General features: G+C 72.4%; 23 protein-coding genes and 1 pseudogene. 14 read left to right on the top strand and 10 right to left on the bottom strand.

Annotated elements, in window-relative coordinates:
* The 5 genes and pseudogenes from HF519_RS21490 to ruvC form a co-directional block, all read right to left on the bottom strand.
* Positions 1–413, bottom strand: a pseudogene (locus HF519_RS21490) (protein translocase subunit SecD); the annotation flags it as partial.
* Positions 414–929: 516 nt separating this feature from the next.
* Positions 930–1,337 carry a preprotein translocase subunit YajC gene (gene yajC, locus HF519_RS21485; protein WP_211170385.1) on the bottom strand — a complete coding sequence of 136 codons (408 nt, stop codon included), beginning with the start codon at positions 1,335–1,337 and terminating at the stop codon, positions 930–932.
* Between the two features lie 96 nt (positions 1,338–1,433).
* Positions 1,434–2,492, bottom strand: coding sequence for a Holliday junction branch migration DNA helicase RuvB (gene ruvB, locus HF519_RS21480; protein ID WP_169414791.1), 1,059 nt, complete (start codon positions 2,490–2,492; stop codon positions 1,434–1,436).
* Positions 2,493–2,786: 294 nt separating this feature from the next.
* Positions 2,787–3,395 (bottom strand): Holliday junction branch migration protein RuvA, encoded by a 609-nt coding sequence (ruvA, locus tag HF519_RS21475; protein WP_169414790.1) that lies wholly within the window; start codon positions 3,393–3,395, stop codon positions 2,787–2,789.
* Entirely contained in the window at positions 3,392–3,961 is a 570-nt protein-coding gene (gene ruvC / locus HF519_RS21470; protein WP_169414792.1) for a crossover junction endodeoxyribonuclease RuvC, read from the bottom strand. The genes ruvA and ruvC overlap by 4 nt, the downstream gene beginning before the upstream one ends.
* A gap of 645 nt (positions 3,962–4,606) precedes the next feature.
* On the opposite strand from ruvC, the gene HF519_RS21465 reads away from it, so the two are divergent.
* The 10 genes from HF519_RS21465 to HF519_RS33000 all read left to right on the top strand — a co-directional run bounded on the left by HF519_RS21465 (position 4,607) and on the right by HF519_RS33000 (position 14,205).
* A complete protein-coding gene (locus tag HF519_RS21465; RefSeq protein WP_169414789.1) occupies positions 4,607–5,344 on the top strand; it encodes a DUF2267 domain-containing protein in 738 nt (245 codons plus the stop codon).
* Between the two features lie 69 nt (positions 5,345–5,413).
* The gene (locus tag HF519_RS21460; protein ID WP_246244800.1) at positions 5,414–6,061 is read left to right on the top strand and encodes a prepilin peptidase; all 648 of its coding nucleotides are present in this window, start codon (positions 5,414–5,416) and stop codon (positions 6,059–6,061) included.
* Between the two features lie 173 nt (positions 6,062–6,234).
* On the top strand, positions 6,235–6,420 hold the full coding sequence (locus tag HF519_RS21455; RefSeq protein WP_169414787.1) for a Flp family type IVb pilin: 186 nt from the start codon (positions 6,235–6,237) through the stop codon (positions 6,418–6,420).
* A 68-nt stretch (positions 6,421–6,488) separates the two neighbouring features.
* Positions 6,489–6,902: a TadE/TadG family type IV pilus assembly protein gene (locus tag HF519_RS21450; RefSeq protein WP_169414786.1), complete on the top strand. Its 414-nt coding sequence runs from the start codon at positions 6,489–6,491 to the stop codon at positions 6,900–6,902.
* The gene (locus HF519_RS21445; protein ID WP_169414785.1) at positions 6,890–7,990 is read left to right on the top strand and encodes a pilus assembly protein TadG-related protein; all 1,101 of its coding nucleotides are present in this window, start codon (positions 6,890–6,892) and stop codon (positions 7,988–7,990) included. The genes HF519_RS21450 and HF519_RS21445 overlap by 13 nt, the downstream gene beginning before the upstream one ends.
* Positions 7,991–8,029: 39 nt before the next feature.
* Positions 8,030–8,815, top strand: coding sequence for a Flp pilus assembly protein CpaB (gene cpaB, locus HF519_RS30550; protein WP_211170384.1), 786 nt, complete (start codon positions 8,030–8,032; stop codon positions 8,813–8,815).
* Positions 8,812–9,996 (top strand): CpaE/TadZ family protein, encoded by a 1,185-nt coding sequence (locus HF519_RS21435; RefSeq protein WP_169414784.1) that lies wholly within the window; start codon positions 8,812–8,814, stop codon positions 9,994–9,996. Before cpaB ends, HF519_RS21435 begins: the two co-directional genes overlap by 4 nt.
* Entirely contained in the window at positions 9,993–11,363 is a 1,371-nt protein-coding gene (locus HF519_RS21430; RefSeq protein WP_169414783.1) for a TadA family conjugal transfer-associated ATPase, read from the top strand. The genes HF519_RS21435 and HF519_RS21430 overlap by 4 nt, the downstream gene beginning before the upstream one ends.
* Positions 11,360–13,288 carry a VWA domain-containing protein gene (locus tag HF519_RS21425; protein WP_169414782.1) on the top strand — a complete coding sequence of 643 codons (1,929 nt, stop codon included), beginning with the start codon at positions 11,360–11,362 and terminating at the stop codon, positions 13,286–13,288. Before HF519_RS21430 ends, HF519_RS21425 begins: the two co-directional genes overlap by 4 nt.
* A complete protein-coding gene (locus tag HF519_RS33000) occupies positions 13,285–14,205 on the top strand; it encodes a type II secretion system F family protein (RefSeq protein WP_169414781.1) in 921 nt (306 codons plus the stop codon). Before HF519_RS21425 ends, HF519_RS33000 begins: the two co-directional genes overlap by 4 nt.
* A gap of 329 nt (positions 14,206–14,534) precedes the next feature.
* Here the strand turns inward: HF519_RS33000 and HF519_RS21415 are convergent, their stop codons facing one another.
* Both HF519_RS21415 and HF519_RS21410 read right to left on the bottom strand, forming a co-directional pair.
* Positions 14,535–14,786, bottom strand: a complete 252-nt coding sequence (locus tag HF519_RS21415; RefSeq protein ID WP_169414780.1) for a hypothetical protein — start codon at positions 14,784–14,786, stop codon at positions 14,535–14,537.
* A gap of 190 nt (positions 14,787–14,976) precedes the next feature.
* Positions 14,977–16,485 carry a sensor histidine kinase gene (locus tag HF519_RS21410; protein ID WP_169414779.1) on the bottom strand — a complete coding sequence of 503 codons (1,509 nt, stop codon included), beginning with the start codon at positions 16,483–16,485 and terminating at the stop codon, positions 14,977–14,979.
* A gap of 654 nt (positions 16,486–17,139) precedes the next feature.
* On the opposite strand from HF519_RS21410, the gene HF519_RS30545 reads away from it, so the two are divergent.
* Complete coding sequence (locus HF519_RS30545) at positions 17,140–17,616, top strand: hypothetical protein (RefSeq protein WP_211170383.1); 477 nt, start codon at positions 17,140–17,142, stop codon at positions 17,614–17,616.
* A 488-nt stretch (positions 17,617–18,104) separates the two neighbouring features.
* Positions 18,105–18,446 carry a hypothetical protein gene (locus HF519_RS21400; protein ID WP_169414778.1) on the top strand — a complete coding sequence of 114 codons (342 nt, stop codon included), beginning with the start codon at positions 18,105–18,107 and terminating at the stop codon, positions 18,444–18,446.
* Between the two features lie 747 nt (positions 18,447–19,193).
* Here HF519_RS21400 and polA read toward each other — a convergent pair.
* Complete coding sequence (gene polA, locus HF519_RS21395) at positions 19,194–22,022, bottom strand: DNA polymerase I (RefSeq protein WP_169414777.1); 2,829 nt, start codon at positions 22,020–22,022, stop codon at positions 19,194–19,196.
* Between the two features lie 61 nt (positions 22,023–22,083).
* On the opposite strand from polA, the gene HF519_RS21390 reads away from it, so the two are divergent.
* Together HF519_RS21390 and HF519_RS21385 are read left to right on the top strand one after the other, a co-directional pair.
* Positions 22,084–22,233: a hypothetical protein gene (locus HF519_RS21390; RefSeq protein WP_169414776.1), complete on the top strand. Its 150-nt coding sequence runs from the start codon at positions 22,084–22,086 to the stop codon at positions 22,231–22,233.
* 219 nt (positions 22,234–22,452) lie between these two features.
* Complete coding sequence (locus HF519_RS21385) at positions 22,453–22,815, top strand: cupin domain-containing protein (RefSeq protein WP_169414775.1); 363 nt, start codon at positions 22,453–22,455, stop codon at positions 22,813–22,815.
* A gap of 155 nt (positions 22,816–22,970) precedes the next feature.
* Here the strand turns inward: HF519_RS21385 and HF519_RS21380 are convergent, their stop codons facing one another.
* Together HF519_RS21380 and HF519_RS30540 are read right to left on the bottom strand one after the other, a co-directional pair.
* On the bottom strand, positions 22,971–23,720 hold the full coding sequence (locus HF519_RS21380; RefSeq protein ID WP_169414774.1) for a YebC/PmpR family DNA-binding transcriptional regulator: 750 nt from the start codon (positions 23,718–23,720) through the stop codon (positions 22,971–22,973).
* Positions 23,717–23,898, bottom strand: a 182-nt coding sequence (locus HF519_RS30540) for a hypothetical protein (protein WP_211170382.1), incomplete at its 5' end; no start/stop codon positions are given. The genes HF519_RS21380 and HF519_RS30540, both read right to left, overlap by 4 nt.

Genomic DNA, 23,898 nt, shown 5'->3' with positions numbered 1-23,898 from the left:
CCCCCGGGAACGGGGGCTCCGGCCGGGGTGGCCGCGATCGGCCCGCCGACGACCTCCCGGAACCGCAGTTGCGCGGTCTGCCCGAGCGAGCGGGCCTGGTCGCCCTCCTCGCCGGGCACGGTGATCGTCAGGTTGTTGCCGTCGAGGACGACCTCGGCACCGCTGACGCCGAGCCCGTTGACCCGCTGCTCGATGATCTCCTGGGCCTGGATCAACTGGTCGCGCGGCGGCACGGAACCGGTGTCGGTGCGGGCGGTCAGCGTGACCCGGGTGCCGCCCTGCAGGTCGATGCCCAGCTTGGGGGTGGGGCGGCCGTCACCGGTGAAGAACACCAGCGAGTACAGGACGACGACGATGCCGGCGAACGCCGCCAGGTACCGCCAGGGGCGGATCTGCCCCGGGCTCGATGCCACTCGGGAGTCTCCTATCAATGAAAGCCTGGGGAACAGCGTAGCTCAGCGAAGCACATGTTCCTGATCTACTGCCGGGAGGGTGGATTCGATAGGGGGAGACGCAAAGACTCCCACGCAATCTGACATTTCCCGCGAACCGGACAGGCCGGTGCCGGCGACATCACTCCCGCCGCCCATCCGTCCGGGATCCGGATCAACCCGATCACCCGCCGGGTGACCTGCATGTAAGGGTCACAGAAGAGGTGGATCCGACCGATGCCGCACCCATCGTGGCACCATTGTCGCCGGCCCCATTACCGTCACGGCTCGGCGCATTGACCGAGTCACGGAAATGGCGAAACACACATCGGCCCGGCACTACCGTGACACGGCCGACACCCGCACAACGAGATCAGCCCTCCGGATATTCCGGAGCGGGCGCCGGTCGTGTGCGAATTTGCCGAATCCGGCCCTCGCACGGCGCGAGTGGCCGGAGAAGAACACGCGACTGCGCATCGGCGTCGAACGCCGCCGACGCTACGGGCGGCTGTCCGGCCGGCCGTTCGACCCGGCCTCACCATCGGCGGTGGCGCTCGACTCGGGCGCCTTGTCCGTCGCGGTCGGGTTCACCGCGGCGGTCTCCCCGGGCCCGTCCTCGTCCGTGAGCGAGGACACGTCGTCCGGAGTGGGGTCGATCTTCTCCCGCACGGCGGCACGCACCCAGGTCGTGACCACGCCGTCGGCGATCTCCAGGTCGACCGTGTCCTCGTAGGACGCGTCGACCACGGTCCCGCGCAGCCCCGAGGTCGTCATGACCACGTCGCCGGGCTCCAGAGCGGCCTGCAACTGCTGCATCTCCGCCATCTGGCGGCGTTGCTTCCGCCCGGACAGGAAGATCGGGATGAACAGCAGCAGGATGAGCAGTGGGAACAGCAGGGTTTCCATGATCTCCGTATCTCCGCACGTCGAAGGGCTCCGAGTGTGCCAGCACCGGTGTGGTGCCGGTGGCGCGGCCCTCATTTCGCCGTGCCGCGGAAGTCTTCAGAACAACGGCGACGGGACCGATCCAGTGGCGTCCGGTGGCGGGGTCACACCGAGGTGCCCCCACGCGGCGGCCGTCGCCACGCGCCCCCGCGGCGTTCGGGCCAGCATGCCCGCGCGCACCAGGTAGGGCTCGCAGACCTCCTCGACGGTACCCGGTTCCTCGCCCACCGCGACGGCAAGCGTGGAGACGCCCACCGGGCCGCCCCCGAACGACCGCACCAGCGCACCAAGCACGGCGCGGTCGAGCCGGTCCAGACCGATCTCGTCGACGTCGTACACGGCGAGCGCGTCCCGGGCGACCGCGCGCGTGACGGAACCGTCGGCGCGCACCTCGGCGAAGTCGCGGACGCGGCGCAGCAACCGGTTGGCGATCCGCGGGGTGCCCCGGGAGCGGCGCGCGATCTCCTCGGCCCCGTCCGGGCGGAGGTCGACGTCCAGGATCATCGCGGCCCGGCGCAGCACCAGCTCCAGCTCGGCGGGCTCGTAGAACTCCATGTGCGCGGTGAAGCCGAAGCGGTCGCGCAGCGGGCCGGTCAGCGCGCCGGCCCGGGTGGTCGCCCCGACCAGCGTGAACGGCGCGATGTCGAGCGGGATGCTGGTCGCACCGGGGCCCTTGCCGACGACGACGTCGACCCGGAAGTCCTCCATCGCGAGGTACAGCATCTCCTCGGCCGGGCGGGCGATGCGGTGGATCTCGTCGATGAACAGCACGTCACCGGGCACCAGGTTGGACAGCATCGCGGCCAGGTCACCGGCCCGCTCCAGGGCCGGGCCGGAGGTGAGCCGGATCGCCGCACCCAGCTCCGCGGCGACGATCATCGACAGGCTCGTCTTGCCGAGACCGGGCGGGCCGGACAGCAGGATGTGGTCCGGCGGCGCGCCACGCCGCCGGGCGCCCTCCAGCACGAGCTCGAGCTGCTCACGGACCCGGGGCTGGCCGATGAACTCGGAGAGCCGCCGTGGCCGGAGACTGGCCTCGATGTCGAGGTCGTCGACGTCGGCCTCGGCGGAGACGTCTCGCACCGGGGCGTCTCGGGCGGGCTCGAACTCGCTCATCGCTCTCCCTCGCTGCGCTCGGTCGGCGCTTCGCGCGGGCGCAGTGCCCATGATTCGCTCGCAAGCTCACTCATTTGCTCTCCCTCGCCGCGCCCGGTCGGCGCTTCGCGCGGGCGCAGTGCCCATGATTCGCTCGCAAGCTCACTCATTGCTCTCCCTCGCCGCGCCCGGTCGGCGCTTCGCGCGGGCGCAGTGCCCATGATTCGCTCGCAAGCTCACTCATTTGCTCTCCCTCGCCGCGCCCGGTCGGCGCTTCGCGCGGGCGCAGTGCCCATGACTCGCTCGCAAGCTCGCTCATCGCGACCGGCCCAGCCTGCCCAGCGCAGCACGCAGCAGCGTGGCGGCGTCCGCGTCGGCGGTCTCGGCGAGCACCCCGTCGACGGCCTGCTCGGCGGGCCGGGCGGTGAACCCGAGCCCGACCAGGGCCTCCACCACCTCGTCGCGGTGCGTGCCGTCGGCCCCCGCCCTGGCCTGCGCCGGAGGGCCGGCCGCGGCGGCCACCGGCGCGACGACCTTGTCCCGCAGCTCGACGACGAGCCGCTCCGCGCCCTTGCGGCCGATGCCGGGCACCCGGGTCAGGGTCGTGAGGTCGCCGTCGGAGAGCGCGCGGCGCAGCGCATCCGGGTCGAGCACCGCGAGCGTGGCCAGTGCGAGCCGCGGCCCGACCCCGCTCACCGTCTGCAGCAGCGCGAACAGCTCGCGCTCCTCGGTGTCGGCGAAACCGAACAGGGTCAGCGAGTCCTCCCGGACCACCAGCGAGGTCGCCAGCCGGGCCTGTTCGCCGCGGCGCAGCCCGGCGAGGGTGGCCGGGGTGGCGTGCACCGCCAGCCCCACGCCGCCGACCTCGACGACGGCGTGGTCGAGGCCGATGCCCAGGACCTCACCCCGGACGCTCGCGATCATGAGGACGCTCCCTTCGCTGCGGCGGCCAGGCGGGCCTTGTGCCGCCGGGCCAACTCGGCCGCGCGGGCCTCGGCCTGGGCCATCCGGTCGAGCATCGGGGCCCGCCAGCAGTGGCAGATCGCCAGTGCCAGAGCGTCGGCGGCGTCCGCGGGCCGGGGTGCCTCGGTCAGCCCGAGCACCCGGGCGACCATCGCGGTGACCTGCTGTTTGTCGGCCCGGCCCGCGCCGGTGACCGCCGCCTTGACCTCGCTGGGGGTGTGGAACGCGACCGGCAGGCCGGCCCGCGCCGCGGCGACCGCCACGACCCCGCTGGCCTGGGCGGTGCCCATCACCGTCCGCACGTTGTGCTGGCTGAACACCCGCTCGATCGCGACCACGTCGGGACGGTGCACGCCGATCCAGCTCTCGACCGCGTCGGACACCTCGAGCAGCCGCCGCGCCAGCGGCGCATCCGGCAGGGTCCGCACGACGTCGACCGCGACGCACGACACCGCGCGGCCACCACCGCCGTCGACCACGCCGAGTCCGCACCGGGTCAACCCCGGGTCGACGCCGAGCACCCGCACTCGCATCCCTCCACCCCAACTCGTGCCGCCCTGGCGAACAGCCGTTCGAGACAGAAGGCTACCGGCGTCGCCGTGCCCGTCCGCCGAGGGCGCGCCGGATGTGTCGCGCGGCGCGGACGGACACTCCAGCAGCGCCGGCCGCGGGCCGGTCAGCCCTGTTCGGTGATCAGCAGTTCGCGACCCTCCGGGTCGGTCGCCCTGGTGTAGCTGCCCCACGGCTCGGGCTCCGACCGAACGCCGCCGCGGGCTGAGGACGAGGCCGGTCTGCGCGCCGCGCGGGCGGACCTCGATCCAGCGGGCACCGGTGACCATCTGGTAGAGGCCCTGGTCGATCAGGTCGCGGGAGCGGCGCAGATAGAACACCGCGGGCACGGCGAGCGGCGGGACGGCAGGCATCGGCCCGTCCTGGCCGATCACCCCGACACCGCACCGTCCCCGCAGGACGGCCGGTCCGGCGGCAAAGGACCCTCTCCTGTGACGGCGAGGCGCCGACTCGCGGCTGAGTCGCTGCAGGTGGGGTACCCGGCCAGGCGCTCTGACGCTCGTCGCGGCCCGCCCGAGCGCGGGGTACCGATCAGCCGTCCAGGGTCACGGCTGAGCCTGGAGCCGCGCCGGGTGCTGCTCACCACCGGCAGGAGGTCGACCGTGAAGTACGACGTGTTCATGCAGAGGTTCGCCGAGCGGGTCGGCGTGGCCGCGGACAAGGCGGAGGTGCTCACCCGGGCCACGCTGCAGACGCTCGCCGAACGCATCACCGGCGGCGAGGCCGAGGACCTGGCCGAACAGCTGCCCCCGGAGCTGAGGGAACCATTGCAACGGCCCGGGAACACCGCCGCCGAGGCGTTCGACCTCGACGAGTTCGTCCGCCGGGTCGGCGAGCGGGCCGGGGTCGACGAGGAACTGGCCCGGCGGGCCACCCGGGCGCTGCTGCTCACCCTGCGCGACACACTCACCCCCCAGGAGCTCGACGACGTCGTGAGCCAGCTTCCCGAGGAGTACCGGGAGCTCCTGCGCATCGACTACGACGAGTTCATGCGCAGGGTGCTGAACCGCTCGAAGGCGCCGCCGGACCGGGTGGAGGAGATCACCCGGGCCGTCCTGCAGACGTTGGCCGAACGGCTCAGCGGCGGCGAGGCGCGGAACCTGGCCGAGGAGCTGCCCGAGCAACTCCGGGAACCGTTGGCGCGGCCGCCGGAGGCGCACGGCCGGCCGATCGGGCTCGAGGAGTTCCTCGACCTGGTCGCCGAGCGGGCCGGGGTCGACGAGGAACTGGCCCGGCGGGCCACGCGCGCGGTCCTGCTCACCGCGCGCGACGCGATCTCCCGTAAGGGCTACGAGCACGTCCTGGCCCAGCTGCCCCGGGAGATGGCCGGGCTGCTCTAGCCCGGACGGCACACCGAAGCACCCGTTCGGGCACGGCGACCCCAGCCGGACGGTGGCACCGTGACGCAGATGCGGTTCCGTTCCGGCCGGCGGCGCACCCAGGCCCCCGAGGCGCACACCCCGGCGCGCCCGCAGCGCACCCGCGAGCCCGTCCCCATCGGGGTGATCTGCCGCCGCAACGCCGTGCCGGTCGCCGTCGCGGCCGTCCTCGTGGAGGCTCTGCTGGTGCGGCGGATCGGAGCCGACCCCGCGCTCCCCGCGTTCCTCGTGCTGGGAGCCGTCGGCGTCGTCCTCGCCACGGTGGACCTGGCGACCAAGCGCCTGCCCGACGCGCTGGTCCTGCCGTCCTACGTCGCCGGGCTCGTCCTGCTCGGTCTCGCCGCCGCGATCGAGGGCGACTCCGCCCCGTTGCTGCGGGCCGTGCTCGGGATGGTCGCGCTGTTCGGCCTGTACCTGCTGCTCGCGCTGATCAACCCGGCGGGACTGGGGTTCGGTGACGTCAAGCTCGCCGGGGTGCTCGGCCTGCACCTGGCCTGGTTGAGCTGGAACGCCCTGCTCGCCGGAGCGCTCGCCGGGTTCCTGCTCGTCGCGCTCGTCGGGCTGGTGCTGCTCGCCGTCCGCCGGGTCGGCCGGTCCTCGGAGCTGCCGTTCGGCCCGTTCATGCTGGTCGGCGCCCTGGTGGGGATCTACGCCGAAGGGCTGCCCGGTCTGGTCTGAACGGGCGTGCCTGCAGGCCCGTCATCAGATTTGCGTATATCGGGACCAGTTGCCCGTCAATGCCTAACTTTCGCGGGGCGGGGGTCGATGACCCAACTGAACGGCCGATCACCGGTCGATCCCCTCCGAGCGGGCCAACCGGCGTCGCTTCCTCCCGAAAGGTTCGATCCCTGATGCTGCTCCTCCTGACCCTCGTGCAGAACGCCCAGGCCCGCCTCCGCAGCGAGGACCGCGGCGCCACCGCCGTCGAGTACGGCCTGCTCATCGCCGGAATCGCCGCGCTCGTCATGGCCGCGGTCTTCCTGCTCGGCCCGGCGATCGCCAACCTGTTCACCGAGGTCACCGACCAGATCGGCTGATCGCCACCGGCCCCGGTGCCCGCAGCGCACCGGGGCCGCCTCACCGCCGTTCAGAGAGGACGTCCGTCATGCGGCGACTGCGCCGGCACGACCCGCAGCGGGGCGCCGCGGCGGTCGAGTTCGCGCTCGTCCTGCCGCTGCTCGTGCTGCTGCTCTTCGGCATCGTCGACTTCGCCCGGGCCTTCCACACCCAGCTCACCCTCTCCGACGCGGCCGCCGAGGGCGCCCGGACCCTCGCGACCGGCGGCACCCTCGCCGCGGCCCGTTCGGCCGTGGGCTCGGTGCTGCAGGTGACGGCGGTGGCGCCGGCCGCGGTCAGCTACCCCCTGGCGACCGTGTGCCCGGCGACGGCCGTCCCCGGCACCGTCCGGGCCGCGATGACCGTCTCGACGCGCTTCGAGTTCGTCACCCCCCTCATCGGGTCGCTGGCCGGCGGCGGCCTGACGATCAGCGGAACGGCGGCCCGCCAGTGCGCCGCCTGACCGGCGACCGGGGCGCGGTCTCCGTGCTCACCGCGGTGATCGGGTCCGTGGTCCTCTTCGCCTGCGCCGCGATCGCGATCGACGTCGGGGCGCTCTACAGCGAGCGCCGCCAGCTGCAGAACGGCGCCGACGCGGCCGCGGTCGCGATCGCCCAGTCCTGCGTCCGGACACTGGGGACCTCGTCGCCCCGCTGCGACACCTCCACGGCCCCCGCGCTCGCCAACGGCAACGCGGTGGACGGCGCGGCGCGGGTCGCGCTGGTCTGCGGCACCGCGCCGGGCCTGGGCACCTGCCCGCTCCCGACGGGATCGGGGGCCTCCTGCGATCCGCTGCCCGCCGGCGCGCCGCCCTACGTCGAGGTACACACCCGCACCCGCAACGCCGACGGTTCCGGCGCCGTCGACCCGATCTTCGCCCGCACGATCCCCGGCAACGAGGACTACGCCGGCACGACGGTCGGGGCATGTGCCCGCGCCGGGTACGGCTCGCCGACCACCGTCCTGAGCGTCCTGCCGATCACGGTCTCACAGTGCGTGGTCGACCAGTACCGGGCCCAGCGCGGCGGCTTCGCGCCGATGTCGCTGCTGGACTCGCTGCTGTCGTCGCTGCTGTCGTGGCAGACGGGGATCGAGCTGCACACCGACAGCGGGCCGTGCTCCACGAGCTCGTCGGGCCAGAAGGCGCCGGGCAACTTCGGCTACCTCGACTCCGACGGCTCGTGCTCGGTCACGACCACGGTGGGCGAGACGCTCCCGGGTGACCCCGGCAACAGCAACCCGACGACACTCGGCTGCACCGACGCGTACCTGTCCTCGCTGCTCGACGAGGTCGTCTACGTCCCGGTCTTCGACACGGTGACCGGGACGGGCAGCAAGGTGCAGTACCACATCGTCGGCTACGCGGCCTTCCACTTCACCGGATGGCAGCTCGCGGGCACCTCGCACCCCTCGATCGTCACCGGGCTGCTGCCGTGCGCGAAGCCGACCACCTGCATCGGCGGCGCGTTCCTCCATGGGCTGCAGCCCACCCCCGGCCCGATCAGTCCTGCACCGGACTACGGCGCCACCGTCGTCCAGCTCCTCGGCTGACCACCGTCGGACCGAGCACAGACAGGAAGTGACACCACCGTGCGACGTCGAATCGTGTTGATCGTGGCGGCGGGCCTGCTCGCGCTCGCCGGCACCACGGCGCTCTGGGCCTACGTGGCCGGCGCCGATGCCCGCGCACTGGCCGGCAAGGAGGCCGTCGAGGTCCTCGTCGCCGCCGACGCCATCCCGGCGGGCGCCTCGTTCGCGGAGGCGCAGCAGCAGGGCCTGGTCGAGAAGGCGAGCTTCCCGCTCGGCGCGGTGCCGGTCGGCGCGTTCACCGACCCCACGCAGGCCCAGGGGCTGATCGCCACCCGCGCGATCGAGCCCCACGAGCTTCTGCTGGCGGCGAACTTCGGCCCGCCGGACACCACGGGCCCGGCGACCGGCGGCCTGGCCGTGCCCGCGGGAAAGGTAGCGCTGCCGGTGTCCCTGCAGCACTTCGCGAACTCCGCGGACTGGGCCGGCTACCTCCAGCCCGGCGCCGAGATCGCCCTCTTCGAGACCTTCACCTCCGCCGGCGGTCCCGCCGGGGCGACCCCACGCGGCGACGGGCTGGCGTTGGAGGCCCCGAACACGCAGGTGACACGGCTGCTGGTGGACCGGTTGACGGTCCTCGCCGTGGCCGGGGCCGTCGAGGCCGAGGCCGGCACCGCGGGCACGGCGATCGTGCTCGCCGTCGACCAGCAGCAGTCCGAGAAGATCATCCTCGGGCTGAACAGCGGGGTCGCGCTCTATCCCGTGCTCCTCACGGCCGACCTGGTGGTCGTGCCGTCGCCGGGCACCGACAACAGCCGCATCTTCGACACCCCCGGGACCGCGCCGTGACGATTCTCGTCTGCTCCGACCCCCGCAGCGCCGACGTCCTGGGCACCGCCGTCGGTGGCGCCCACGTCGTCGCACACCTCGGCGCCCTGCGCCGCCACCTCTCCGACTCCGACGACGAACTCGTGGTGATCGGCCCCGACATCGACCTCGCCGCCGCGTCGGAGTTCGCCGCCGCGGCCCGGGTCGATCGGCCCGCCCTCGGCGTGGTGCTCGTGCGGCACCGCGTGGACACCGGCGTGCTCGGCCAGGCGCTGCGCGCCGGCTTCCGCGAGGTGGTCCCCGCCCACGAGACGCAGCGGCTCGGTCAGGCGTGCGTGGCCTCCCGGGCGCTGTCCGAACAGGTCCGCCGCGCGGCGGGGCTGACGCCTGCCACGACGGAGCGGCGGCGTGGCCGCATCGTGACCGTCTTCGGCGGCAAGGGCGGTGCCGGGAAGTCGATCGTGGCCACCAACCTCGGTGTCGCGCTGGCGCAGTCGGGCACCACCGCCTGCCTCGTCGACCTCGACCTCGCGTTCGGCGATGTCGCCGTGCTGCTCGGCCTGTTCCCCGAACGCACGCTCGCCGACGCCGTCCCGATGGCGTCGAGCCTCGACGCCGCCGGCGCCGCCTCGCTGGTCACCGCGCACGCCTCGGGCCTGCACACCGTGCTCGCCCCGGCCGAGCCGCGCACCGCGGAGCACGTGCCCGCCGACCTGGTGACGCGGCTCCTCCCGCTGCTGGCCGAGCGCTACGACGTCGTCGTCGTGGACACCCCGCCCGCGTTCACCGAGCACGTGCTCGCCGCGCTCGACGCCACCGACGAGCTCATCCTCGTCACCACCCCCGAGGTGCCCTCGATCAAGAACCTCAAGCTCACCCTGCAGACACTCGACCTGCTCGGCCACCCCGCCGACCGGCGCCGCATCGTGCTCAACCGGGCCGACGCACAGCTCGAGATCGACGCCGACGACGTCGCGCAGATGGTCGGAGCGTCGGTCCACACCGAGGTGCCCGCGGACCGGACCGTCCCCCTGTCGATCAACCGGGGCGTGCCCGTGGTCCTCGACCAGCCGAAGCATCCGGTCGCTCACGCGATACGCCGGATCGCCGCCACGCTGGACAGCCGCCCCGAACCGCCGCCGGACCCCGTCCGCCATCGCAGCGCGCGCCGCGGGCTGCGCCGCAAGGCGGCGGTCCGATGACGCTGGCCCACCGCCTCGCCGGCCTCGGCCGCGCCCCGGACGCACCTGCGCCGGCCGCGGACCCGGCGGGGCCCCGCCCGGTCCGGAGCGACCCGGCCGCGGAGGTCAAGCGCAGCGTGCGCACCGCGCTCGTCGCGAGCCTCGGCCCGGAGCTCTACGACCCGCACATGACGCAGACCGAGCTCGAGTCGCGCGTCCGCCAGAGCCTGCAGACGGTGATGGAGCGGGAGGAGACCCCGCTCTCCGGGACCGACCGCGCCCGCATCACGCAGGAGGTGGCCGATGACATCCTCGGCTACGGGCCGATCGAGCCGCTGCTGAACGACCCGGATGTCACCGAGGTGATGGTCAACGGGCCGCAGCGGATCTTCATCGAGCGTGGCGGACGGCTCTCCCGGGTCGACGCCGCGTTCGCCGACGAGGCCCACCTGCGGCGCACGATCGACAAGATCGTCGCGGCGGTCGGGCGCCGCGTCGATGAGTCGAGCCCGATGGTCGACGCGCGGTTGCGCGACGGCAGCCGGGTGAACGTGGTCGTGCCGCCGATCGCGCTCGACGGTTCCACCCTCACGATCCGCAAGTTCGCCACCGACCCGTTCACCGCCGACGACCTCGTCAGCTTCGGCACGTTCACCCCGACGATGCGCGGCTTCCTCGAGGCCTGCGTGCGGGGCCGGCTCAACATCCTGATCAGCGGCGGTACCGGCTCGGGGAAGACCACCACCCTGAACGTGCTCTCGGCGTTCATCCCCGACGACGAGCGGATCGTCACCATCGAGGATGCGGCCGAGCTGCAGCTGCACCAGGCGCACGTACTGCGCCTGGAGTCACGCCCGCCGAACATCGAGGGCAAGGGCCAGATCACGATCCGCGACCTCGTGCGCAACTCGCTGCGAATGCGGCCCGACCGCGTCGTGGTCGGAGAGGTCCGCGACGGCGCCGCGCTGGACATGCTGCAGGCGATGAACACCGGCCACGACGGTTCCCTGGCCACCGCACACTCCAACGGTCCGCGCGACTCGCTGTCCCGCCTGGAGACCATGGTGCTGATGGCCGGCGTGGAGCTGCCGGTGCGCGCGATCCGCGAGCAGATCGCGGGCGCGATCGACCTCATCGTGCACCAGAGCCGGCTCAAGGACGGAAGCCGGCGCATCACCCACGTCACCGAGGTGGTCGGTATGGAGGGCGACGTCATCACCCTGCAGGACGTGTTCCTCATGGACTACGGGCCGGGCTTCGACCAGCAGGGCCGCTTCCAGGGGATGCTGCGCGCCACCGGGCTGCGCCCCCGGGTCCTGGACCGTCTCGCCGACCGCGGCGTGCGAATCGACCCGGCGACCTTCGCACTCGACGGGCCCCTCCGGTGAGGGGCCGGATCGCCGCCATCTCGCTGCTGCTCGGGTTGCTCGGCTGGCTGGGCCAGGCATCCGCGACGGCCCAGGAGGCCGACCGCGGCGACGTCGCCCTCACCGATGTCACCGTGCAGGACGGGCGGGTCCGCTTCCTGGTCACCGGGCTCGACCGGGGCTCCGGCGCCGCGGCGCTCACCGGGACGGTGAAGCTGCGGGTGGACGGATACTCCGTCGCCGCGCAGGCCGCCGTGCCGGAGGTACAGCCCGAGCTGGCGCCGCGCACCACGATGCTCGTGATCGACACCAGCGGGTCGATGGCCGGCCCGCTGCTCGACGAGGCCAAAGCGGCGGCCGGCTCCTTCCTGGACGCGGCCCCGGAAGGTGACCGCATCGGCCTGGTCGCCTTCGCCGACCGCCCCGTCCTGCTGGCACCACCGACCGCCCCGCGCGCCGTCGTGCGCGACGCGGTGCGCGGGCTGAGCGCGGCCGGGCAGACCAGCCTGTACGACGCGGTCGACCTGGCGCTCACCGCGCTCGGTACCGAGGGGGACCGCCAGGTCCTCGTGATGAGCGACGGACCGGACACGGTCAGCGCCCTGAACCTGCCGGGGCTGCTCAACCGGACGCAGGCCGGCGACGCCCGCGTCGACGTGGTGAGCGTCAGGCCCGCGGCGGACGGGGCCACCGACCCGCAGCAGGCGGCGATCGCGCAGGCCGGCGGGGGCCAGGTCTTCCGCGCGCAGAGCGCCGGGGAGGCCTCGCAGGTGTTCCGCGACCAGGCGGCGCAGGACAGCACCACCGTGGCCGTCGACGCCGCCCTGCCACCCGGGCTCACGGCCTCGACCGCCCGGCTGCAGCTCACCCTGCCGTGGGGCGGGCGGACCGTCGAGATCGACACGACCACGCCACTGGCGGCGGGCACGGCACCGGTGGGTGAGATCGCCCCGGAGGCCGGGGAGTCCTGGCCATGGCTCGCGGCCGGCCTGGCCGGCGTGTTCGGTGCGGTGGCGCTGATCGTCGTCGCGCTGGTCGCCGTGCCGAGGTCGGTGCGCGACCGCCGTCGTGTGCAGAAGCTGGTGGCGCGCTACGGGGCCGAGGGCCGCGGCCCGGCGTCCCCGTCGAACGGGCTCCGGGACGGTGCGCTGCGCGAGGGGGCGCTCGAACTGGCCGAGCGGGTGGTCGCCCGCCGCGGCATCGGCGAGCGCCTCGCCGCGCGGCTCGACCGCGCCGCGGTGGCGTGGCGGCCCAACGAGTGGCTGCTGCTCTGCGTAGCCGTCGGGCTCGCCGCCACGGCGGTGCTCGGCCTGCTGCTCGGTTCACCGTCGGCCGGGATCGTGCTGGGGGCGCCGGTCGGCTGGCTCGGCCCCCGGCTGTTCCTGTCGGTGCGGGCGAGCCGGCGGTTGGCGGCGTTCGGCACGGACCTGCCCGACGCGCTGCAGCTGGTCGCCAGCGGCCTGTCCAGCGGATACTCACTGCCCCAGGCCCTGGACTCGGTGGTCCGGCTCGGCGACGGCCCGATCGCGGTCGAGGTCGGGCGCGCGCTGGCGCAGTCCCGGCTCGGGACCCCGGTGGAGGACGCCCTCGAACAGGTCGCCGACCGGATGGACAGCGTCGACTTCCGCTGGGTGGTGATGGCGATCCGGGTGCAGCGGGAGGTCGGCGGCAATCTCGCCGACGTCCTGTTGCAGGTCGCCGAGACCATCCGGGAGCGCGCGTGGCTGCGGCGCCACGTCAAGGCGCTGTCCGCCGAGGGCCGTCTCTCCGGGGTGATCCTCGCGGCGTTGCCGCCGGTCATCGGCGGCTACATGTACCTCGTCCGGCCCGAGTATGCGGGAGCGCTCGTCACCGAGCCGCTCGGCCTGGTGATGCTCGCGGCCGGCGCCGTGATGCTCGTGATCGGGATGATCGCGATGAACAAGATCGCGAAGGTGGAGCTGTGATCGCTTCGGAACTGCTTCTCGGTACAGGGCTCGGCGCGGTGTTCCTCGCGGTGACGCTCGGGGTGGCGGCACTCGTCACGGCTCGGGACGAGCGGGTCCGGGCCTCCCGCGCCACCGCGCTGGTGGCGCGGTTCGGTGCGACCTCAGGCTCCCCCGGCGATGCGCTGGAGCCCTTCAGCACCCGGGTGGTGCGCCCGCTGTGGCGCGGCGCGGTCCGGCTGGCCCGGACGCTGTCGGGGGGCGGAGCAGTCACCGCCCTCGCCCGCCGTCTCGAGCTCGCGGGTAGCCCTGCGGGGTGGAGCGTCGAGCGGGTCCTTGCAGGTAAGGGCGGCGGCCTACTCGGACTCGGACTGCTCGGCGCGATGATCGGGAGCAGTTCGCCGCTGCGCATGGTCGTCACCGGCGCGATCGGCGCCGCTGCCGGGTTCTTCCTGCCCGACGTGCTGCTCTACAACCTCGGGCTCAAGCGGCAGCAGCAGATCCAGAAGGCCCTCCCGGACACCGTCGACCTGCTGGTGATCAGCATCCAGGCCGGGCTCGGCTTCGATGCGGCGCTCGCCCAGGTCACGCGCAACACGAACGGGCCGTTGGCCGGAGAGTTCCACCGCGTGCTGCAGGAGATGCAGATCGGCAAGAGCCGCCGAGAGGCGTTCCAGGCGCTCGCGGACCGGGTGAGCGCGCCGGACGTGCGGCACTTCGTCGGCGCGGTCGTGCAGGCCGACGCGCTCGGTGTCCCGATCTCCGGCGTGCTCGCCGAGCAGGCGTCGGAGATGCGCACCCGCCGGCGGCAGCGGGCCGAGGAGCAGGCGCAGAAGGTGCCCGTGAAGATCCTCTTCCCGCTGATGTTCTTCATCCTCCCGGCCCTGTTCATCGTGATCCTCGGGCCGGCCGCGCTGCAGATCGTGAAGATTTTCTGAGCCGGTCCGGCGGGAACCGACCGCGGCGCAGTACCGGCGCCGGCGTCGCTCCGCGATCCCGCTCGGCGGCCCGGCCGGCGGGCGGTGGTCCTGGACGTAGGGCGTGAGACCGTCACGGAGCAGCGCGAGGCCCTCCTCGCACAGCTGCGAGACTGGGACTCGGTCGCCCCGAGCTCCTCGGCGAGTTCGCGCGTCGGACGCTGCTGCAGGTAGTAGCCGGTGACGGCGTGGCGCCACCGGACGGGCAGCGCCTGCACCGCCTCCCGCAGGTTGGCACTGCCCTCCCGTTCGACGAGCACCTGCACCGGCGTCGCTGGGGCTCTTCGACGTCAGTCCGGACGGTGCAGCCCGATCACGCTCACCGTCACCGCACCGAGCTCACCGCGCCCCATCTCGTTGCGCAGCCGCTCGGCTTCGGCACATGCACCCGCCGCCGTGAACGGCCCGTAGGCATCGGCCTCGCCGATGACCGCGTCGATGACCACGACGACGTAGCCGTCGCACGTGTCCAGCGCGGTGGTGGCGGTGGCCAGGGCTCCGGCAAGCCGGCGCACGTCCACAACGGTCGGCGAGTGTCTCATCGTGCGGATGCTAAACAGACCGGGTGTGCCCGGTACGGGCGATGCGCAGGTTCTACCCAACCGGACAGTCATTCGCTACGCAGCGTTGCGTTTTGTAGTCCGAATGGCCTAGCGTCCTCCCGCGGACAGCCCCGCACCGGGAGCCTCCGGGCCGGGGAGCGGCGACGACCTCGCGCGAGAGGCCGGACGATCAGCGGTTGAGCTGCTCGGCCACCTGTACCGACGACGCATCCACAGCCGGGACGGTGACGCGGGCCAGACAGCCGGGCGGATCGGTGACGGTGCGGAGCTCGAGGGAGCCCCCTTCACGGGCGAGGAGCTGACGGCTGATGTGCAGCCCGAGACCGGAGCCACCAGCCGACTCGTCGCGCACGCCACGGCCGAACACCGCCTCCTCGCTGCCGGCCCGCAGGCCCGGCCCGTGGTCCCGGACCTCGACGGCGATCGCGCCGTCCGCCGGCAGCGCGCGGATGGTCACGGGGGCGCCGGGCGCATGCCGGTCGCAGTTCGCGAGCAGGTTGGTGATCACCTGGGCGAGCACGGCGGAGTCACCGCGGGCGGTCAGCCCGGGCTCCGCCTCGAGTTCGACCGGGGCCCCTCGGGAGCGGCGAAGCATGACGAGCCCCGCCAGCACCGGCTCGACCCGGTACTCGCGCGCGGCCCGGTCAGCCGCACCGCCGGTGTCACCGAGCTCTTCGGATCCGCCCAGGATCATGCGCAGCCGCCCCAGCTCGGCCAGCACGGCGACCCTGAGCCGCTCGTGGTCCTCGGTGTCGGCCTCGGAGCTGAGCAGGTGGGTGATGCCGGCGAGCCCGGCGAGCCCGTTACGCAGCTCATGGTCACGTTCGGCGGCGAGCTCGGTCGCGCGTTCCATGTGCAGGGCCGCCGCCGAGAGTTCCTCCTGCTGCTCCCACTGCTGCGAGCGCAGCGCGGTCAGCGCCCGCTGCACGAGCTGGGCCAGGCCGATCAGAACCACGATGAGCCCGGTGAGACGCAGCGCGGAGAACACCAGATTGCCGCTGACGCCCGGCAGGCCCATCCCGACGCGGTAGAGCTGGGCGACGGCGAGCACGACCAGCCCGAGCCCGAGCCGCGACCGCGGTGTGCTCTGCCGCCGGAAGCCGTCGACGACGAACGCGATCCCTGCCGCCGTCCAGCCGACCAGCACCGCGACCGTGACCGCCGGGCCTTCGACGAGGTACCGGACCGGACCGACGTCCGGTGCGTTCAGCGCGCCGACCGCGAGCAGCCCGCCACCGAACATGATCACCCATCCGCCCCAGGACCCGAGCGGGCGCGGAGGGCGGATCGACAGCAGGAGCAGCGCCATCGCGGTCAGGTAGGCCACAAGCCGGGATGCCCGGTGGGCAAGGTCGAAGTCGACCGGGGCCACGGTGCTCCAGGGCAGCACGATCACGCAGTACAGGACGAGGGCGGAGGCGAGCCAGGCCGGTCTCGGGTCCCCGAGCAGGCGCGAGGCGACGACTGCCAGGATCGCCGCGCCGGCGCCGACCGCGGCGGCCGAGATCGTCAGGATCTGGCCGGTCAGCGCCACGGCGTCGCTGTGAATGACCGCCGGGGAGGCGACCAGCACGGCGACCACTGCGCACACCCCGGCCGTGACCAGGACGTCGGCCACGCGGCGCCATACCCACCGGGCGAGGAACGGCCGCCACGGGGCGGTGAGGCCGGGACTCATCGCCATCGCTCCCCTCTCGACGTCGCCGTCCGCCACGGCACCGGTGACGTTCCGCCCGCAACGGGCATCACTGAAAGTCGCACTGTACGTGCACAAGGTCACCGAAGCAGCGAATCAAGGGGTACCGCGTCGGGCACCGCATGCGATCGCATCGGTAGTCGTCGGCTTACTTGCGAGCACCATTACCGCTCGCTCCCGAACGATTCGGGAAGCCGCGGGATTGGTCTTCCTAGACCGTTTCAGCGACGGGGAGGCGACCGTTGATCACGCTGGGGTGATCTCCTCGGGTCGGCAATACGCAGGAGCGCGGGCCTCGTCGGTCAAACGGGCGATGCCCGCCTCGGTGCGCGACTCCACGGGTCCCGGATACCTGGATTCCTCACATCAAACATTTCTCCTTCTCGTGAGTGACAGTGAGCTGAGATGCACACGAACGAGGGATCGGAAATCCGAGTTCCGACTTGCCCCCTCCTCGGCAGGCATGGTTACTCTCACCCCAGTGCATGATCACGAGCGTGGTCACCGACGACCCGCTCACCCACTCCGAGATCAGTCCCGACGCGCATGGTGAACAGTCCACGAATTCATCTGTATTGCGTTTCGCGGTACACGGGATGGGGCGTCATGCACACGGACAGTTTTCGATGAGAGGAAGTGACTGACCTGATGGCGTTGCACGTTCGACGGTTCGGTGTCGCCCTGGCCGTGGCGGTGCCCATGATGATGGGCGCACCGGCGGTGGCTCTGGCCGGCGAGGACAACTCGGTGGACAACTACCAGAGCAACGAGAACTCCACGAGCCAGACCCAGGACGACGGGTACGGCCAGTCCCAGAGCAACTCCACCGACCAGAGCAACAGCAACTCCGGCAGCATCGACAACGGCGACGACATCGTGCCCGCCGCCCCTGCCGACCCTGGTGACCTGCTCGACCCGGGCACCACCGACCCGGGCACCACCGACCCGGGCACCACGGACCCGGGCACCACCGACCCGGGCACCGACCCGGGCACCGACCCGGGCACCGACCCGGGCACCGACCCGGGCACCACCGATCCGGGCACCGACCCGGGCACCACCGACCCGGACGCGCTCGCCCCGGTGGCCGACATCGTCGGCGGTCTCGTCTGAGGCTGAACGCAATTGGCGCGCTGCAGGGTCCGGCCGGTACCGGCCGGACCCTGCAGTGTGTTCCATCCCGCCACCGCCGCGCATCCTTCGGCGCGGCCGAGCCTCTTTCGATGACGCCGCCGCAACGAAATCGTGGGGCGCCGATGCGGATATCGAACCTCGCCCGCCCCGTAGCCCGCACTGCGGATCCGGCCGGCAGCCGGCCGGCGCACCGGATGAAGACGGGCCGCTGGCAGAGAGTTGGTTGCCGCGAACGATCAGGTCCGCAAAACGGTTCCGCCCGATCGAACCGTTGATTCCCGCGCTCGCCGCCGGGCGAACAACAACGATCATTGCTGCGAATGTCGGGCATCCGGACATCGATCAGTGACACCGCCTGCAAACCATGCGGAACGCGCCGGTATCACGAAAATGGGGCCGCCGCGATGGCGCCGGCCTTCGTCATCGTGCGCGACCGCATAGTTGCCATGAGAAGGAAGGGCACAGACATGCGCAAACTCCATCGTGCGATCGTCGGTTCGGTCATCGCCGTGCCGATCGCATTCACTGCGTCCGGGATCGCACAGGCCGGGGAGGAGGGCACCCAGGAATGTCAGAGCTACAGCTACGAGGACGGTGGGAACTCGACCCAGCGCCAGTCCAACTCCACTGACCAGTCCAACAGCAACGGACCGGTCACCCAGGTCAATCCCGTGGTCAACGCAGAGGACGTCCTCGGGGTGGGCGCGTTGCTCGGAGAGGAGTCCGCCGGCGAGCCGCCCGTGATCCAGGACAACTCGGTGAGCAACGACCAGTCCAACGACAACAGCACCGCCCAGGACCAGGGCTGATCGGTCGTCCCCACCCGGGTCGCGCCCCCCTCCCGGGAAGGGTCGACCCGGGCCACGCCGATGGCGCTGGGGACCGGCGTCGACGCGGCGCGAGCGCGGGCCCGGCGGGAGAGCCGCCCGCCGGCCCGCGCTCGCCTGTGTACCGGCGAGCCGGTCGAACGCGCCGCTGGTCAGCGGGGCGAAGCGGCATCCCCCTGGACACCGGCACGGGACACCGTGACCCTGATGAGGTGCCGGGTGGTCTGCCATTCCTCGGCCCACTGGAGTTCGTCGGGCACCGGTGCGGCTGTGCCCGCCGGCACCGGGCCGAGCGCGGCAGGTGGTCGGGTCGGTGACCACCGTCCACAGCGGCGGCTCGACGTTGTCGTTCCACAACTCGGTGCGGCGCAGCCGGCGCGTCACCGTGCGCGACACAAGCCGACTGAACACCCGCCATCGGGGCAGGTCCAGCTAAACCAGGGTGTCGACGCGGGCGAGCAACAGCGGTCGCACCACGCTGTACCGCCGCGCTGTACTGCCACGCCGAGACCCACGCGTCCGTCGCCGCGAACGCCACGACGCCAGCCGCGAACTCCGGCCGCGACACCCAGCCGGGACCGTGATGCAGCGCGTCCAGCTCTGTGTAGGGCAGGTCGAGACACACCGCCAGCGCGGCCGCGCGTACTTGCCCGACCCCGAGCAGCCGGCCACCAGGACCCGTCGAGGGGCGGTGCGGCGGATCGTCGCAGCCCAGCGGGCCGGCCACGGCTAGTGGGCGGCGTCGTCCCAGCTGCGCCCGTACCCGACGGACACCTCGAGCGGCACGCTCAGCTCGTAGGCCGCGCCCATCTCCCGGCGGACCAGCGCCTCGACGGTCTCCCGCTCGCCTTCGGCCACCTCGAGCACGAGCTCGTCGTGGACCTGCAGCAGCATCCGGCTGCGCAGCTCACCCTCGGACAGTGCCCGGTGCACGTTCAGCATGGCGACCTTGATGATGTCGGCCGCGCTGCCCTGGATCGGGGCGTTGAGCGCCATCCGCTCGGCCATCTCGCGCCGCTGCCGGTTGTCGCTGGTGAGGTCGGGCAGGTAGCGGCGGCGGCCGAGGATCGTCGAGGTGTAGCCGTCCTTGCGGGCCTGCTCGACGACGGTGTGCAGGTAGTCGCGCACCCCGCCGAAGCCGGCGAAGTACTCGTCCATCAACCCGCGGGCCTCCTCGGTGGAGATCCGCAGCTGGGCCGAGAGCCCGAACGCGGACAGCCCGTACGCGAGCCCGTAGTTCATCGCCTTGATCTTGGCACGCTGCTCGGGCGTGACCTCGGTGGCGTCCACCCCGAACACCCGGGCGGCGGTCTCGGCGTGGAAGTCGTGCCGGGACCGGAAGGCCTCGATCAGCGCCTCGTCCTCCGACAGGTGCGCCATGATCCGCATCTCGATCTGGCTGTAGTCCGCCGTCATCAGCTCCGCGTACCCGTCGCCGACGACGAACGTCTCGCGGATCCGGCGACCGGCGGCGGTGCGGATCGGCACGTTCTGCAGGTTGGGCTCGGTCGAGCTGAGCCGGCCGGTCGCCGCGATGGTCTGGCTGTACGTGGTGTGGATGCGGCCGTCGTCGGCGATCGACTTGAGCAGCCCGTCGACGGTGACCTTCAGCCGCGTCGCGTCCCGGTGCAGCAAGAGGTGCGACAGGAACGGATGCTCGGTCTGCTCGAACAGGCTCTGCAGCGCGTCGGCGTCGGTGGTGTAGCCGGTCTTGGTGCGTTTGGTCTTCGGCATGCTCAGCTCGTCGAACAGCACGACCTGCAGCTGCTTCGGTGACCCGAGGTTGATCTCCTTACCGATCACCGAGTACGCGTCCTGCGCGGCCTGCTTGACCTGACCGGCGAACTCCGCCTCCAGGGCGGCGAGGGCCGTCCGGTCGACCGCGATGCCCGCTGTCTCCAGGTCCGTCAGCACGAACAGCAGCGGGAGCTCGAGCCCGGCGAGCAGCTCGGTGCCGCCGCGCTCGGACAGCTCGGCGTCGAGCGCGTCGGCCAGCTCGGCCACCGCGGAGGCGGCCACCATCTGAGCCTGCGCCCGCTGCGCGTCGGCCTCCTCCGCACCACCGAGCAGGGAGAGCTGGCCGTTGTCGGCCTCGCCCTCGGCGCGCAGCTCACGGCGCAGGTAGCGCAGCGCGAGATCGGCGAGGTCGAAGCTGCGCTGCCCCGGCCTGGCCAGGTACGCGGCCATCGCGGTGTCACTGGTCAGCCCGCGCAGCGTCCAACCGCGAGCCCGCAGCGCGTGCAACGCCGCCTTGACGTCGTGCGCGGCCTTGGGCACCGACTCGTCGGCCAGCCACTCCCCCAGCGCCGCCTCGTCGTCCGGGTTCAGGGTGCGGACGTCCAGGTAACCGGCCTGCGGCACCCCGGCGGCCGCGGGCGGGTGGGCGTCGAGACCGGCCCGCCCCTCGACGGTCGGCTCGCCGGCGGCGAGCGCGATACCGTCCAGATCTCGCGCCGTCGCGCCGCCCGACAGGCCGTGGAAGGCGAGCCCCACCCGGCGACCGTCGCGCACATGGGCATCGAGCCAGGCACGCACGGTGCCCGGTTCGATCGCCCCGCCCTGTACCTCGAAGCCCTCGTCGGCCTCGGGCTCCGCGCTGACCAGCGTCGCGAAGAGCCGCTCGCGCAGCACCCGGAACTCCAGCTCGTCGAACAGCCGGTGCACCGCGTCGCGGTCCCACGGCCGGACCTCGAGATCGGCCGGTGCCGTGTCGAGCGCGACGTCCCGGATGAGCTCGGTGAGCTGCCGGTTGAGCAGCACGTTGGCCAGGTTGGCGCGCAGCGCGTCGCCCGCCTTGCCCTTGACCTCGTCGACCCGGTCGGTGAGCTCGCCGAGCGAACCGAACTCGCGGACCCACTTCGCCGCGGTCTTCTCCCCCACGCCGGGGATGCTCGGCAGATTGTCGCTGGGGTCGCCGCGCAGCGCCGCGAAGTCGGGGTACTGAGCCGGGGTGAGGCCGTAGCGCTCCATCACCTCGGCCGGGTCGATCCGGCCCAGGTCGGACACGCCACGACGCGGGTAGAGCACGGTCACGTTGTCGCTCACCAGCTGGAACGCGTCACGGTCGCCGGTGGTGATGAGCACCTGGAACCCGTCGGCCTCCGCCTGGGTGGCGAGCGTGGCGATCAGGTCGTCGGCCTCGTAGCCCTCGACGGCGAACACCGGGATGTTCAGCGCGCCGAGCACCTCCTTGATCAGGTCGACCTGGCCCCGGAAGTCGTCCGGGGTGGTCGTCCGGTTCGCCTTGTAGTCGGCGAAGCGCTCGGAGCGGAACGTCTGACGCGAGACGTCGAAGGCCACCGCGACGTGCGTGGGCTGCTCGTCGCGCAGCAGGTTGATCAGCATCGAGGTGAAGCCGTAGACCGCGTTCGTGGTCTGCCCCGTGCCGGTACGGAAGTTCTCCGCCGGCAGCGCGAAGAACGCCCGGTAGGCCAGCGAGTGCCCGTCGAGCAGCAGCAGCCTTTTGTCCGTGGAGCCACCGCCGGACGGAGACGTCGTCGCGGCGCCGGCGGCTGTCGAGGCGCCGGCCTTCTCTGGGGCACGGGTTGCGGGGCTCATCACCAGCGAGTCTAGGACCGAGCCCCGACAGGCCACCGACGGGCGATACACCCGGCTCGCCGTGTTCGCGGACGTCATGGGGCAGGGCGCCGCTTCCCCGGACGGGCGTCAGGCCTGCATGACGATCACCAGGCCGACGATCAGTCCGGCGACGATCGGCACGACGAGCAGCAACACGATCACGGTGTGGCGGTTCGGCCCGTCGCGCTGATGCTGGTCGTCACGAGCGAACAGAACACCGTGCGAGAGCCGCCGTGGCCGCGGCGCGACCGGAGCCGGCTGCGCGAGGTTCGCCCGCCGACGCCGCCCCCGGGTGCGCCCAGCCGGCGGGGGGCGGCGGAGGTCACGACGGGGCCGATCGGGCCTGTCGGCGACGCGTCGAGGCGAGGATCCTCCGGCGGACCGGAACCCTGAGAGAGGAGCACCAGCGATGGCCAGCGTCGAGACGAAGAGCATGGACCGGCCCGACGAGACGCGAACCCCGGAGAAGACCATGGTCAGCGTCGTGCACCTGGGCGACGACACGGTGGCCCGGGTCAGCGCCCAGCCGGGGTGGCGGTGGTCGGAGTGCATCAAGCCGGTGGTCGGCACGGAGAGTTGCCAGGCCGCGCACCTGGGTTACGTCGTGTCGGGCCGGATCCACATCGCGCACAACGACGGCACCGAGTCCGACCTCGGCCCGGGCGACGCCTACCGGATCGATCCGGGGCACGACGCATGGGTGCTCGGCGACGAGCCGTTCGTCGCGCTCGAGTTCGAGAGCAAGACCGCGGCCACCTACGCCAAGGGCTGACGACCGACCCCGCGGGCCTCGACGCCCTCTTCGAGCGGATCGCCTGACCGCGAAGAAGTGGCTCGCTCGTACCGGGCGGGGCGACGCCGACGACCCGGCACCGGAGGCCGCCTCGTGCGGTTCCCCGGGCGCCGGGCCGTCGGTCACGGACCCGCTCAGCCGACCTCGGCCATGACCTCGTCGGACACGTCGAAGTTCGCGTACACGTTCTGCACCTCGTCGCTGTCCTCGAGGGCGTCGATCAGCCGGAAGACCTTCTTCGCCCCCTCGGCGTCGAGTTGGACCTGCATCGACGGCACGAACGTCGGGTCGGCCGAGTCGTAGTCGATCCCGGCCTCCTGCAGCGCGGTGCGCACGGCGACGAGGTCGGTCGCCTCGGAGACGACCTCGAAGCTCTCACCGAGGTCGTTGACCTCCTCCGCGCCGGCGTCGAGCACGGCGAGCAGCAGGTCGTCCTCCGAGAGGTCGCCCTTGGGGACGATCACGACGCCCTTGCGGGTGAACAGGTAGGACACCGAACCGGGGTCGGCCATCGTGCCGCCGTTGCGGCTCATCGCGGTCCGGACCTCGGTCGCCGCCCGATTGCGGTTGTCGGTGAGGCACTCGATGAGCACCGCGACGCCGTTGGGCGCGTAGCCCTCGTAGGTGATCGTCTGGTAGTCGGCGCCGCCGGCGTCGGCCCCGGAGCCGCGCTTGACCGCGCGGTCGATGTTGTCGTTGGGCACCGAGCTCTTCTTGGCCTTCTGAATGGCGTCGTAGAGCGTCGGGTTGCCGTCGGGGTCACCGCCACCAGTACGCGCCGCGACCTCGATGTTCTTGATCAGCTTGGCGAACATCTTGCCCCGGCGGGCGTCGATGACGGCCTTCTTGTGCTTGGTCGTCGCCCATTTGGAGTGGCCGCTCATCGGCTGACCCGTCCCTTCTGCTGCTCATGTGCGGCGCTCGCCGGGACCCGGGCGTTCACATCCCGCCCTCCCGGGCCGCGCAGGCGCCGGTGGCACCGGTCCTGCCAGATCAGATCGATCGTACCGACGCGCCACCCGTCCGGCGGGCCCCAGCCCTCGGTGATCCACGTGCCCACCC

Origin of the sequence: Pseudonocardia bannensis (genome assembly GCF_012911875.1) — a bacterium.
GTDB lineage: Bacteria > Actinomycetota > Actinomycetes > Mycobacteriales > Pseudonocardiaceae > Pseudonocardia > Pseudonocardia bannensis.
The sequence above is the reverse complement of the archived record's forward strand: the minus strand, read 5'-3'. Positions and strand labels throughout refer to the sequence as shown.